A 12,310-nucleotide genomic window follows, 5' to 3' on the forward strand; every position below is an offset into this window, starting at 1 on the left:
GCGACGAACCCGTACGCCGTGCCCGTGCTCGTCTCGGAGCGGGCCGGCTTGCCGTTCGCCATCGGACGGTTCCTCGATCGGTCGGTGGAGGCTTTGAAATCGAAGGCTATCGGGCCGACCGCTGCTGCCCTGAGGGGTGGGGGTTCTGCGTCCGTGGCCAGGACTGCAGTCCTGGCCACGGACGCAAACCGGCACCCTCGACCCCGGACCGCTCATCGGGGAGCAGGGCAGGGATCAGTCGGAGACGGTCCAGGTGTCGTGACCGTGCAGCAGCTGCTCGAGCGCCCGGTCGTCAGCGGGGCCGCCGGCCGTGTCGATCGCGGCGGCGACCTGGCTGCGGACCCCGTCGTCGTACGTCGGGCGCGACACCGACCGGAAGACCCCCATCGGCAGCTGTGCGAACGACGGATCGTCGAGGCGGCTGAGCGCGAACGCCTGACTCGGGTCCGTGTCGTTCACCCGGTGCCGTACGACGCGTGCCGGATCCGCGGTGGCTTCCGGTTCGACGGCCAGGTGGCCTTCGGGGCCGCGTACGACGACCCGCGCCGCGTCGCCCTCGCCGGCCCGGATCGGCTCGCCGTCGACCAGCTGCATGATGCGGGCGCTCGCCTCGTCGCGGTCCTTGACCAGCTGGAAGGCGCCGTCGTTGAAGATCGGGCAGTTCTGGTAGATCTCGACCAGGGCGCTGCCTCGGTGCTCGGCTGCTGCGCGCAGCGTCGCGGTCAGGTGCTTGCGGTCCGAATCCATTGTGCGGGCAACAAAACTCGCCTCCGCACCGAGCGCCAGCGACACCGGGTCGAACGGCTGATCCACGGAGCCGAGGGGCGAGGACTTGGTGACCGCGCCGACGTCGGAGGTCGGGGAGTACTGACCCTTGGTGAGGCCGTAGATCTTGTTGTTGAAGAGCAGGATCTTGATGTTGACGTTGCGCCGCAGCGCGTGGATGAGGTGGTTGCCGCCGATCGACAGCGCGTCGCCGTCACCGGTCACGACCCACACCGACAGGTCCTCGCGGGAGGTCGCGAGCCCCGTCGCGATCGCGGGCGCGCGCCCGTGGATCGAGTGCATCCCGAAGGTGTCGAGGTAGTAGGGGAAGCGAGCGGCGCAGCCGATCCCGGAGATGAACACGATGTTCTCGCGGCGCAACCCGAGGTCGGGCAGGAAGCCCTGCATCGCGGCGAGGATCGCGTAGTCCCCGCATCCGGGGCACCAGCGCACCTCCTGGTCGGAGGTGAAGTCCTTCTTCGTCTGGCTCTCGTCCTCGCCGAGACGGGGGACACCCGAGGTGCCCAGCGTCGGCATACCGAGGTCGATGCTCATCAGAGAGCCTCCAGGTGCTCGTGGATGACGGTCGCGATTTCCGTTGACGTAAAGGGAAGGCCGCGTACGGCGGTGTGGCTGCGCACGTCGACCAGGTACTTCCCGCGCAGCAGCAATGCGAGTTGGCCCAGGTTCATCTCCGGCAGCACCACGCGGTCGTACGCCCGGAGCACGTCGCCGAGGTTGCCCGGGAACGGCGCCAGGTGGCGCAGGTGCGCCCGCGCGACCTTCGCTCCGGCGGCACGGCACAGACGGGCTGCTTCCGCGATCGGGCCGTACGTCGAACCCCACCCGAGGATCAGCACCCGCGCGTCGCCGGACGGGTCGTCGACCACGATGTCGGGCACGTCGATGCCGTCGATCTTGGCCTGGCGGGTGCGGACCATGTGGTCGTGGTTGTCCGGGTCGTAGCTGATGTTGCCGGTGACGTCGGCCTTCTCGATACCGCCGACGCGGTGCTCGAGCCCCGGCGTGCCCGGCACGGCCCACGGCCGCGCCAGCGTGTTCGGGTCGCGCAGGTAGGGCGCGAACGTCGGGTTGCCCTTGTCGTCGACCGAGTTCGGCTCGGTCGGCGCCTCGACGTGCAGATTGGGCAGATCACCGACCTGCGGCAGCCGCCACGGCTCGGACCCGTTGGCCAGGGAACCATCGGAGAGCAGGATGACCGGGGTGCGGTAGGTCGTCGCGATCCGGACGGCCTCGAGCGCCGCGTCGAAGCAGTCGACCGGCGTGGCCGGTGCGATCACGGCCACCGGTGACTCGCCGTTGCGGCCGTACATCGCCTGGAGCAGATCGGACTGCTCGGTCTTGGTCGGCAGCCCGGTGGACGGACCGCCGCGCTGCACGTCGACGATCACCAGCGGCAACTCCAGGGAGACGGCGAGACCGATGGTCTCGGCCTTGAGCGCGAGGCCCGGGCCGGACGTGGTGGTCAGACCGATCGCGCCGCCGAACGCCGCGCCGAGCGCCGCACCGACGCCGGCGATCTCGTCCTCGGCCTGGATGGTCGTCACGCCGAACCGCTTCAGGCCGGACAGCGTGTGCAGGATGTCGGAGGCCGGCGTGATCGGATAGCTGCCCAGGACCAGCGGACGGCCCGCACGGTGCGCGGCCGCCACGAATCCGTAGGCGATCGCCAGGTTTCCGGTGATGTTGCGGTAGGTGCCGATGGCCTTCGGGGCGCGTTGCACGGTGTAGGACACCGCGAACGACTCGGTCGTCTCGCCGTACGCGTGGCCGGCGTGCAGTGCCGCGAGGTTGGCGGCGAGGATCGCGGGTTTGCCCGCGAATTTGCGCTTCAGGAAGCTCTCGGTGCCGACGGTCGGGCGCGAGTACATCCACGACAGCAGCCCGAGCGCGAACATGTTCTTCGCGCGTTCCTTCTCCTTGCGGGTGAGGTCGAACTCGGCCAGTGCCGCCACCGTGATCGAGGTGAGCGGTACGGCGTGCAGCGCCCAGGACTCGAGGCTCTCGTCCTCGAGCGGGTTGGTCGGGTAGCCGACCTTCGCCAGGTTGCGCTTCGTGAACTCGTCGGCGTCGGCGATGATCACGCCGCCGCGGGGCAGGTCGCCCAGGTTGGCGCGCAGCGCGGCCGGGTTCATCGCGACGAGTACGTCGGGCGCGTCGCCGGGGGTGAGCACCTCATGGTCGGCGAAGTGCAGCTGGAACGAGGAGACGCCCGGCAGGGTGCCCTGGGGGGCCCGGATCTCGGCGGGGAAGTTCGGCAGGGTCGACAGGTCGTTGCCGAGACTCGCGGTCTCGGCGGTGAATCTGTCGCCGGTCAACTGCATCCCGTCACCGGAGTCTCCGGCGAAGCGAATCACGACACGATCGAGGATCTGCTGGGTCTTGCTGCTCATATGGCGAAGCTCCATAGGGTCACGGCTACCTTCTCCAACCTAGGCCGCGCGCGATTTCATCCCGGCCGTACCCCCGGGTTTCACAGGATTTCCTGCCCCTGCGCGACAGCTCGCTTTCAGAATGTGCACGTGCGGGAAGGAGCCATCGTTCAGGCGCGCGGCATACGCTCGCAGTTGTGACGTGGTGGCAGGACCGGATCGTGGCGGCCGGCAAGGAGCCCGTGGCGTTGTGCCTGCTGGCGTTCATCGTGACCTTCCTGCTGACCCGCCTCGTGACCCGGACCATCCGCAGCGGACGCGGCCCCTTCAGGAACAACGTCAGCTCCGGCGGGGTGCACATCCACCACGCGGTGCCCGGTCTCTTCCTGCTCCTCGCGGGCTCTCTGACGTCCTTGGCGTCGTACGACTCGTCGTCGCTCAACATCGCCGGCCTGTGTGTGGGCGCAGGTGCCTCGCTCGTCCTGGACGAGTTCGCCCTCATCCTGCATCTGCGGGACGTCTACTGGGCACACCAGGGACGGGCGTCCGTGCAGGCGGTCGCGCTTGCCGGGATGGTGATGGGTCTGACGCTGCTCGGTCTGACCCCCGAGAACGTCGACGAGCTCACCGACCGCAACGCCCCGGTCCGCTGGGCCACCGCCGCGATCCTGTTGAGCAGTTTCGTGTGCTGCCTGATCTGCGCCGCCAAGGGCAAGTACCGGCTCGTGGTGCTCGCGGCCATCGTGCCGATCGTCGCGTACGTCGGCGCGGTGCGCCTGGCGCGGCCCGGGTCCCCCTGGTACCGCCGGTACGCCGAGGGCTCGCGCAAGCAGGTGCGCGCACGAGCGCGCGCGGGCGGTTTCGACAGGCATGTCGCGCACCGGCTGACCTGGTTCGGGGATCTGGTGGCCGGCGCACCCACCCGCGAGGACGCCGCGGCCGAGTCCGCCGAGCGCTCGACTCTTCTTGTCGCATCGTCCCAGGCGGACCACGATGAACCATCGCGCAGTGAACGCGTCGGCCCAGACGCCCGTAGGACGTGACCTCCGGCCGATGTGACGACCCGCCGTCGAGCGCCTGGTGATCTAGTCGAGTTGCGAGCGCCAGTCGGCCCACGTCGAGTCCACGTCCGATGCGTGGGCATCGCGGATCAGGCGGCGAGCCATCGCGCCGGGCGCGGCCAGCTCGAAGTGGTCGGTAGCCGCGGTGGGTCGCCATCCGAGGGCGGTGATCGTGTCGACGATCCGCGCGTTGCCGAGCATCCCTGGTAGCGCACGGGATTCCGGCGACAGGTCGAGATCCTCCGCGACGGCGGGCGTTCCCGCGTACGACATCCGGGTACGGCAGGTCAACGAGCCGCCGGTCTGCCCTGAGCGCCCGATGCCGACGGTGTCGCGCAGGAGCAATCGGCCGCCCTCGGCCACGTCGGCCCGGGTCGACCGGCGTACCTCGGCTCCGTCGCTCACGATGAAGGGCTCGGCCTGCCAGACGAGCACCCCACCTGTTCCGACCTGGATGACGTTGTCCCAGAGCGCTGTCGCGCCCCGTCCGTCGTACGCGACGGTCGCCGCCACGTCCCGTACGACGAGCCGGCACCCTCCGCTCACCTCGAGGCGCACGCGCGCGTGATCGCCGCCGAGCAGGGTGGCGGTCGTCGCGACCAGCGCCACCTCGACGGTGGCCGCGGTCCGCGCGACCAACCGCGGCGCGAGCACCCCGGTCTGCAGTCGCACCCTCGCCGGCCCGGCGCACGTCGACTCGACCCGGACGACGGTCTCCCGATCGGTCAAGGAGTGTGCGCGGCGTGCTCGTGCGAGTGCACCGTGCCGTCGGTGTGGGCGTGCGGCGCCATCGGTCCCGGGTCGACCGGCTCGTGCGTGCCGTCGCGGTGGGCGACAAGGGTCGCTTGCACCCAGTCGGCCAGCGCGGCAACGGTTTCGGGGCGCTTGCGGGAGAGGCCGAGCACCGGTCGGCCGTCCCGGGCGTCGCGGCCCTGCTCGACCATGAGTTCGTGGTCGACCTCGACGTACTCGGCGAGATCGATCTTGTTGACGACCAGCAGGTCGGCGCGCGCGATCCCCGGCCCGCCCTTGCGGACCACGTCACCGCCACCGGCGACGTCGAGCACGAAGATCTGCGCGTCGACCAGTGCCGGGGAGAAGGTCGCGGTGAGGTTGTCGCCGCCGGACTCCACGAGCACCAGGTCCAAGGGTGCGAAGTCCGCTTCCAGGTCCTCCACCGCGATCGCGTTGGCGGTGATGTCGTCACGGATCGCGGTGTGCGGGCAGGCGCCGGTCTCGACGGCCCGGATCCGCGCAGGGTCCAACACGCCTGCGGCGCGCAGCATCTGGGCGTCCTCGTCGGTATAGATGTCGTTGGTGACCACCCCGATCTGCAGCCGGTCGGCGAGTGTCCGGCAGAGGGTGGCGATCAGGGAGGACTTCCCGGTGCCGACCGGGCCGGCGATGCCCAGGCGCAGCGCGCGGGTAGGGGCGTGGATCGAATCAGGCGAGTCAGGCGAGTCAGGCACGGAAGAGTCTCCTCGGGGCGGTGGCGTGGGCGTGTTGCCAGATCTCCGCGGCGGGTGCGGCCGGTGCGGGGATGTCGGCCGGCGTCCGCAGATCCGCGACCTGCGCGACGACGCGTTCCACGAGTGGCGCGACGTCGAGGGCCCACGCGACGGTGTCCACCGGGTCCAGCGGCGCAAGTTTGAGCGCGGCGGCACATACCGACTGCACGTCGTCGTGGCAGATCACCCTGGCCAGATCGGTGGCTGCCACATCGAGGCGGGCTGCGAGCCGGGCGACGGCGATCGGCCGCGGCTCACCTCGCCGTACCGGTCGTGGGGTGAGGTCATCCAGGCGGGTGAGGAGGCGCTCGTACCCGCGACCCAGCTCCTCCGACGCCTGCCGTACGACGTGACTCGGCGTCCGCGCCGCCCACGCCTGCTCGACCAGCTCGACCGCACCACCGGCACGCAACGTCCGCAGCGCCACCACCGCGGTCGCCGCGTCGACGAGGGTCGTGGTGCGCAGGCGTGTGGTGAGGTACGCCGGGATGTCGCCGGCCGCCATACCGGCGAGCAGCGCCGGCTCCAGGCCCCCGGATTGGGTGTGTCCGCCGGTCGGCAGCCGGGCGTCGCCGAGCAGCAGCACCGCGAGCGACCCTGTGGCAGAGGACATCTCAGAACATCGAGTACAGCTGCGCCAGCGGCAACTCGGTGGCGGGTGCGGGTTGCACGACCTCGCCGTCGATGGCGATGGCGAAGGTCTCGGCGTCGATGTCGATGCGCGGGGTGGCGGAGTTGTTGACCATCTGCGCCTTGCCGACGTCGCGAGTGCCGCGCACCGCGGCCAGCGCGCGCCGCAGTCCGAGCCGGTCCGCCAATCCACCGTCCAGCGCGAGCGGCGACACGAACGATATCGAGAGGTCGGCCCCCGCCGACGCCACCAGCGCGGGCCGCATCAGCACCGGCTGCGGGGTCGGGATCGAGGCGTTGGGGTCGCCGAGGGCGGCCCAGACGATCGCGCCGCCCTTGACGACGACGGACGGCCGGATCCCGAAGAACTTCGGCTCCCACAACACCAGGTCCGCCAGCTTGCCGACCTCGATCGACCCGACCTCGTGCTCGATGCCATGCGCGATCGCGGGGTTGATCGTGTACTTCGCGACGTAACGGCGCGCGCGTTCGTTGTCCGCGGGCAGCGACGTGCCGAGCGACCCGCGGCGGGCCTTCATCACGTGCGCCACCTGCCAGGTGCGGGTGATCACCTCGCCGATGCGCCCCATGGCCTGCGCGTCCGAGGAGGTGATCGAGAGGGCGCCCATGTCGTGCAGTAGATCCTCCGCGGCGATCGTGGTCGCGCGGATGCGGGACTCCGCGAACGCCAGATCCTCCGGCACCGCGGGATTCAGGTGGTGGCAGACGATGAGCATGTCGAGGTGTTCGGCCACGGTATTGACGGTGTGGGGCAGCGTCGGATTCGTGGACCCCGGAAGGACGTTGGGCTCCGAGGCGATCGAGAGGATGTCGGGTGCGTGGCCGCCCCCGGCGCCTTCGGTGTGGAACGCGTGGATGGACCGGCCGCCGATCGCGCGCAGCGTCGACTCGACGTAACCGGCCTCGTTGAGGCTGTCGGAGTGCAGCGCGACCTGCATCTCGTACGCGTCGGCCGCCCGCAGCGCCGCGTCGATGGCCGCCGGGGTCGATCCCCAGTCCTCGTGCACCTTGTACGCCGCCGCGCCGGCCAGCGCCTGCTCGCGCAGGCCCTCGGCACTGACGGTGTTGCCCTTGCCCATCAGCAGCAGATTGACCGGCAGGTGGTCCAGTCCGCGGTGCACCGACTGCAGGTGCCACGGCCCGGGCGTCACGGTGGTGGCCTTGGAGCCCTCCGACGGCCCCGTGCCGCCGCCGCCGAGGGTAGTCAGGCCCGTCGCGAGCGCCTCGTGTACCTGGCTGGTCGACAGGAAGTGCACGTGCATGTCGATGCCGCCGGCGGTGAGGATGCGGCCCTCGCCGGAGATGACGTCGGTGCCGGGGCCGATCTCCAGCTCCGGCGTGATGCCGTCGGTGATGTCGGGGTTGCCGGCGCGGCCGATCCCGACGATCCGTCCGTCGCGGATGCCGACGTCGGCGCGGACGACGCCCCAGTGGTCGAGCACGATCGCACCGGTGACGACGGTGTCGAGGGCGCCCTGGGCGCTGGTGCGGATGCCCTGCGCCATCGACTCGCGGATCGACTTGCCGCCGCCGAAGACGGCCTCGTCGCCGTACGAGATGGACCCGTCGGGCAGGGTCGCGGTGAGGTCGCGCTCGATCTGGATCCACAGGTCGGTGTCGCCGAGGCGCACCTGGTCGCCGGTCGTCCCGCCGTAGAGGGCGGCGTACTTCGCGCGATCCAGCTCAGCCATCGTGCTTTCCCGTCTGGATGCCCGGCACCCGCTGCCGCCCGGCCAGACGCACGGCGCCGACCTCACGGGACATCCCGGGCTCGAAACGTACCGACGTGCCGGAGGGTACGTCGAGCCGGAAGCCTTGCGCCGCAGCGCGATCGAAGTCCAGCGCGGTGTTCGCATCGGGCAGGTGCAGGTGCGAGCCGATCTGGATCGGCCGGTCACCGGTGTTGACGATCACGAGCGTGATGCGGTCGCCGTCGGCGCGCGCGTTGATGGTGAGGGTGCCTGGTGCGACGCGGATGGCCCCGGGTCCGTCGCTGCCGCCGCTCATGCGATCGGGTGGTGCAACGTCACGAGTTTGCGGCCGTCCGGGAAGGTGGCCTCGACCTGGACGTCGGGGATCATCTCGGCGACCCCCTCCATCACCTGCTCACGGGTGAGGACCTCGCGGCCGGACTCCATCAGATCCGCGACCAGCGCGCCCTCACGGGCCCGCTCGATGACCCACGTGGAGAGCAGGGCGACGCTCTCGGGGTAGTTGAGCCGGACGCCGCGCGCGAGCCGGTCGCGGGCGACCATCCCGGCGACCGAGAGCAGCAGCTTCTCGGTGTCGGCGGGTGTCAGGTGCATGCGGGCCAGTGAAGCAACTCAATGTGTCGGCCACGTTTCGGGCCGTAACGACGAACATGCAGTTCGCTGTGCCGCCACCGGTCGATCCGCGCAGCAGCGCGGATCGACCGGCGACGACACGACGAACTGCATGTCTCTCGCTGCGGGTGCTCCCGGTCAGACGATCGCGTCCTCCACGGGGGTCGAGGTCAGCCCGTGCGCCTCGGCGACCGGGGCGTTGGTGAGCGAGCCGTCGTACGTGTTGAGCCCCAGCGCGAGGGAGTGGTCGTCGCGGCAGGCCTGCTGCCAGCCCTTGCGCGCGAGCGCGACCGTGTAGGGCAGCGTGGCGTTCGTGAGCGCGTACGTCGAGGTGTTCGGCACCGCTCCGGGCATGTTGGCCACGCAGTAGAAGACCGAGTTGTGCACCATGTACGTCGGGTCGGCGTGCGTGGTCGGGTGGGTGTCCTCGAAGCAGCCGCCCTGGTCAACCGCGATGTCGACGAGCACCGAGCCGGGCTTCATCTGCGAGACCAGCTCGTTCGTGACCAGCTTCGGCGCACGCGCGCCCGGGATGAGCACCGCACCGATGACCATGTCGGCCTCGAGCAGCTGCTGGCGGATCGCCAGCGACGACGACGCCAGCCCGTGCACCCGGTTGCTGTAGCGCCAGAACGACATCCGCAGCTTGTCCAGATCGGTGTCGAGCATCGTGACGTCGGCGCCCATGCCGAGCGCGATGTTCGCGGCGTTCTGGCCGGAGACGCCGGCACCGATGACGACGACCTTGGCGTTGGCGACACCGCCGACACCGCCCATGAGCACGCCGCGGCCGCCCTGCGCCTTCATGAGGGAGTGCGCACCGACCTGCGGCGCGAGACATCCGGCCACCTCGGACATCGGGTAGAGCAGCGGCAGGCCGCCGGAGGGCAGCTGCACCGTCTCGTACGCGATGCCGGTCACCTTGCGCTTGAGCAGCTCGTCGGTGAGCGGCTTGTCGGCGGCCAGGTGCAGGTAGGTGAAGAGCAGCTGCCCCTCGCGCATCCGGTGGTACTCCTGCTCCACCGGCTCCTTGACCTTGAGGATCATCTCGGCGTCGCCCCACACGTCATCTGCCGAGTCGATGATCCGCGCGCCGGCGGCGACGTACTCCTCGTCGGAGATCGACGAACCGACGCCCGCGCCCTTCTCGACGTGGACGTCGTGGCCCTGGGCGACCAGCTCGTGCACGCCGATCGGGGTGATGGCCACCCGGTACTCGTGGTTCTTGACTTCCTTGGGTACGCCGACGCGCACGGTGATCCTCCTGGGTCGATGACAACTCGTCGTCACAGGATCGAACTTGGAGGGGTCGTGACGCCAGGACTCTGTTGATTATTCGCCAGACTCCAGCCAGGATGAACTTCTGCCGATTCTGCTGCCATGGAGCGGGTGTTGATGAAGGAAGTTCGGTCCGGTGGTGCGGGTCACAACGCGGCCCAGCTGGACGACACCGATCAGGTGCTGCTCGGGTTGCTCGCAGCGGACGCTCGGATGGCCAACAAGGCCCTGGCGCGAGCGGCCGGCATCGCGCCCTCAACCTGCCTCAATCGGGTGCGGCTGCTGCGCGAGCGTGGCGTGATCCGCGGCTACCACGCGGACATCGATCCGGAGGCGATCGGTCGGCCGATCCAGGCCTTCGTCTCGGTCCGGCTGCGTGCGGGATCGCGGTCGCGGATCAGGGAGTTGACGGGCCGACTCGCTGCGCTACCGGGGGTGTTGAACGTCTACTTCCTGGCCGGCGCCAACGACTTCCAGCTGCACGTGGCGTGTGAATCTCCCTCCGCACTCAGCAACTTCGTGGTCGACAACCTCAGCGCCTCGCAGGACGTGGCGCTCACCGAGACCACCCTGATCTTCGAGCACGTCGCCGGCCGCGCTCAGACCCGGCACACCCACCTCGGGTGATCAGGCCGGGGTGAAGTCCCAGACGGCGTTGACGGCGTTCGCGTTCGTTGACGGCGTTTGAACGCCGTCAATGGTGGTGAACACCGTCAGGGTCGGGTGCGCACGCGGGGAAACGAGGTATCCGTCAGGCGAAGTCGAACCACTGGCCGTGCGGATGGGCCGTGCCCCAGTACGCCGGCGCCAGTTCCGCGCCGTCACGCCACCGCCGGGCGGCCAGCACCGTGCCTCCCTGCGCGTCCCGCAGGTGCGGCGGCAGCTCCACCCCGGGCATGCAGCGCGGCGGCTCGGCGGTGATCCAGCTGACTGGTCGCCCGTCACGGGCCGCGTCGGCCAGGTGGCGCGCCACCTGCGGCCGCCGGGACCGCTCGGCGTACGTCAGCGCCCAGGAGCTGAAGAGCACCAGATGATCGCCGTCGGCGCGCACCAGGGTGGCCGGCAGGTCGTCGATCATGTCGCCTCGGTCGACCGTCGGCGGATCGGGCCGCAGCAGGTCGACGGCGGCAGTGAAGCGTTCGTACCGCCCCGGCACCTCCGGCCACAGGCACGCCGCCAGCCAGCGGACGGCAGGGGCGTCGGTCAGGTCGACGGGGTGCAGGTCGATCCCGCGGGCGCTCGCGATCGGGGGGAGCCGCAACTGCGCGGCGGGTCGGGTGGAGCGGTCCTCGCCCAGACACTGCACGGGGGAGTCCCTCGGCCCGTACGCCGCCCGCTCACCGCCTGCGGCCTCGACGGCCTCGATCGTCGTGCGGTAGCGGTCGATCCCCAGCAGCAGCCCGGCACTGGCCCCGATCTCGACCAACCCGACCGGCAGATCGGGCACATCCGCGCACGCGCGCTGCAGGAGCGCGGCCAGATACACACAGCGGTTGACCTCGTTGGTCTGGGTGGAGCGGGTGGCGATGACCTGGCGGAGCCGGTCGGCGTGCGCCAGAGCGGCGTTGCGCACCTCGGGCCACGGGTCGCCCGTGGCCGCCGCGTCGGCCCCGACCACGCTCGAATACCACTGCGCCATAGGCAGATCGGGGTGGTCGAGCACGAGGTCGTGCAGAGCCGCGAGGAGGAGCACGGGGCGGGCCTGGCCGGGCTGCGCGGACAACAGCAGCCCCGCGACCTCGTCGTCGCGGGCCGAGTTCGCGGTGATCGCGCTGTAAAGCGGCAGATCGGCGTACTCCCGCGACCACGCCGCGAGCCGGTCCTCGATCGACTCCAGATCGCTCATCCGCGCATCATCACACCGGGGAGCGACAGCGGCGGGCGACACGGGAAATGGACGGTGCCGAACGCGGACACCCCCGCTCGTTAGGCTGCGGTCCGTGAGTTCTGGGTTGAGCGGGTACCTCGTACTCGCCGGGGTGACGGCGGCCGGCGTGCTGCTCTTCGTCGCCGCGATGTTCGCGCGGCGGCTTCTCGCGCCGCGCGCGCCCAGCCAGGCCAAGGCGTCGACGTACGAGTCGGGCGTCGACCCCGTGGCGGGCGGATGGGCGCAGACCCACGTGCGCTACATGACGTTCGCGTTCCTCTACCTGGTCTTCGCGGTCGACTCCGTCTTCCTCTTCCCGTGGGCGCTGGTGCTGCGGAACAAGTCCATCAACCACGCCAGCCTGCTGGAGATGGGCATCTTCGCGGCCGTCATCCTGGTCGGGCTGGCGCACGCCGCGCGGCGCGGGCTGCTGCGCTGGACGCTCGACAACTGAGAGGGGAGC

General features: G+C 70.4%; 13 protein-coding genes. 3 read left to right on the top strand and 10 right to left on the bottom strand.

Annotated elements, in window-relative coordinates; genetic code table 11:
- Positions 1-234: 234 nt before the first annotated feature.
- A complete protein-coding gene (locus J4030_RS14770) occupies positions 235-1,320 on the bottom strand; it encodes a 2-oxoacid:ferredoxin oxidoreductase subunit beta (RefSeq protein WP_208050000.1) in 1,086 nt (361 codons plus the stop codon).
- Positions 1,320-3,179: a 2-oxoacid:acceptor oxidoreductase subunit alpha gene (locus tag J4030_RS14775; RefSeq protein WP_208050001.1), complete on the bottom strand. Its 1,860-nt coding sequence runs from the start codon at positions 3,177-3,179 to the stop codon at positions 1,320-1,322. The genes J4030_RS14770 and J4030_RS14775 overlap by 1 nt, the downstream gene beginning before the upstream one ends.
- 176 nt (positions 3,180-3,355) lie before the next feature.
- On the opposite strand from J4030_RS14775, the gene J4030_RS14780 reads away from it, so the two are divergent.
- Entirely contained in the window at positions 3,356-4,201 is an 846-nt protein-coding gene (locus J4030_RS14780; protein WP_208050002.1) for a hypothetical protein, read from the top strand.
- 42 nt (positions 4,202-4,243) lie between these two features.
- Here the strand turns inward: J4030_RS14780 and J4030_RS14785 are convergent, their stop codons facing one another.
- From J4030_RS14785 to ald, 7 genes are all read right to left on the bottom strand, one after another.
- A complete protein-coding gene (locus tag J4030_RS14785) occupies positions 4,244-4,948 on the bottom strand; it encodes an urease accessory protein UreD (RefSeq protein ID WP_208050003.1) in 705 nt (234 codons plus the stop codon).
- Complete coding sequence (gene ureG / locus J4030_RS14790) at positions 4,945-5,688, bottom strand: urease accessory protein UreG (protein ID WP_208050004.1); 744 nt, start codon at positions 5,686-5,688, stop codon at positions 4,945-4,947. The genes J4030_RS14785 and ureG overlap by 4 nt, the downstream gene beginning before the upstream one ends.
- Positions 5,681-6,340 (bottom strand): urease accessory protein UreF, encoded by a 660-nt coding sequence (locus J4030_RS14795; RefSeq protein ID WP_208050005.1) that lies wholly within the window; start codon positions 6,338-6,340, stop codon positions 5,681-5,683. The genes ureG and J4030_RS14795 overlap by 8 nt, the downstream gene beginning before the upstream one ends.
- Position 6,341: 1 nt before the next feature.
- The gene (locus J4030_RS14800) at positions 6,342-8,069 is read right to left on the bottom strand and encodes an urease subunit alpha (protein WP_208050006.1); all 1,728 of its coding nucleotides are present in this window, start codon (positions 8,067-8,069) and stop codon (positions 6,342-6,344) included.
- A complete protein-coding gene (gene ureB, locus J4030_RS14805) occupies positions 8,062-8,385 on the bottom strand; it encodes an urease subunit beta (protein WP_208050007.1) in 324 nt (107 codons plus the stop codon). Before ureB ends, J4030_RS14800 begins: the two co-directional genes overlap by 8 nt.
- The gene (locus J4030_RS14810; RefSeq protein ID WP_208050008.1) at positions 8,382-8,684 is read right to left on the bottom strand and encodes an urease subunit gamma; all 303 of its coding nucleotides are present in this window, start codon (positions 8,682-8,684) and stop codon (positions 8,382-8,384) included. The genes ureB and J4030_RS14810 overlap by 4 nt, the downstream gene beginning before the upstream one ends.
- A 156-nt stretch (positions 8,685-8,840) precedes the next feature.
- Positions 8,841-9,956 (bottom strand): alanine dehydrogenase, encoded by a 1,116-nt coding sequence (gene ald, locus J4030_RS14815; RefSeq protein ID WP_208050009.1) that lies wholly within the window; start codon positions 9,954-9,956, stop codon positions 8,841-8,843.
- A gap of 141 nt (positions 9,957-10,097) precedes the next feature.
- On the opposite strand from ald, the gene J4030_RS14820 reads away from it, so the two are divergent.
- Complete coding sequence (locus J4030_RS14820; protein WP_208050010.1) at positions 10,098-10,607, top strand: Lrp/AsnC family transcriptional regulator; 510 nt, start codon at positions 10,098-10,100, stop codon at positions 10,605-10,607.
- Positions 10,608-10,731: 124 nt separating this feature from the next.
- On the opposite strand, the gene J4030_RS14825 is transcribed toward J4030_RS14820, so the two are convergent.
- Entirely contained in the window at positions 10,732-11,826 is a 1,095-nt protein-coding gene (locus J4030_RS14825; protein WP_208050011.1) for a DUF2332 domain-containing protein, read from the bottom strand.
- Positions 11,827-11,920: 94 nt separating this feature from the next.
- Here J4030_RS14825 and J4030_RS14830 point away from each other — a divergent pair, with 94 nt between their 5' ends.
- Positions 11,921-12,301 (top strand): NADH-quinone oxidoreductase subunit A, encoded by a 381-nt coding sequence (locus J4030_RS14830; protein ID WP_307864718.1) that lies wholly within the window; start codon positions 11,921-11,923, stop codon positions 12,299-12,301.
- Positions 12,302-12,310: the final 9 nt, after the last annotated feature.

The organism is Allobranchiibius sp. CTAmp26, assembly GCF_017565405.1.
Classification (GTDB): domain Bacteria; phylum Actinomycetota; class Actinomycetes; order Actinomycetales; family Dermatophilaceae; genus Allobranchiibius.

Coding starts and splice junctions, on each gene's coding strand:
- J4030_RS14775 (WP_208050001.1), bottom strand. CDS start 3,179: ATGAGCAGCAAGACCCAGCAGATCCTCGATCGTGTCGTGATTCGCTTC.
- J4030_RS14770 (WP_208050000.1), bottom strand. CDS start 1,320: ATGAGCATCGACCTCGGTATGCCGACGCTGGGCACCTCGGGTGTCCCC.
- J4030_RS14820 (WP_208050010.1), top strand. CDS start 10,098: ATGAAGGAAGTTCGGTCCGGTGGTGCGGGTCACAACGCGGCCCAGCTG.
- J4030_RS14810 (WP_208050008.1), bottom strand. CDS start 8,684: ATGCACCTGACACCCGCCGACACCGAGAAGCTGCTGCTCTCGGTCGCC.
- J4030_RS14825 (WP_208050011.1), bottom strand. CDS start 11,826: ATGAGCGATCTGGAGTCGATCGAGGACCGGCTCGCGGCGTGGTCGCGG.
- J4030_RS14800 (WP_208050006.1), bottom strand. CDS start 8,069: ATGGCTGAGCTGGATCGCGCGAAGTACGCCGCCCTCTACGGCGGGACG.
- ureB (WP_208050007.1), bottom strand. CDS start 8,385: ATGAGCGGCGGCAGCGACGGACCCGGGGCCATCCGCGTCGCACCAGGC.
- J4030_RS14795 (WP_208050005.1), bottom strand. CDS start 6,340: ATGTCCTCTGCCACAGGGTCGCTCGCGGTGCTGCTGCTCGGCGACGCC.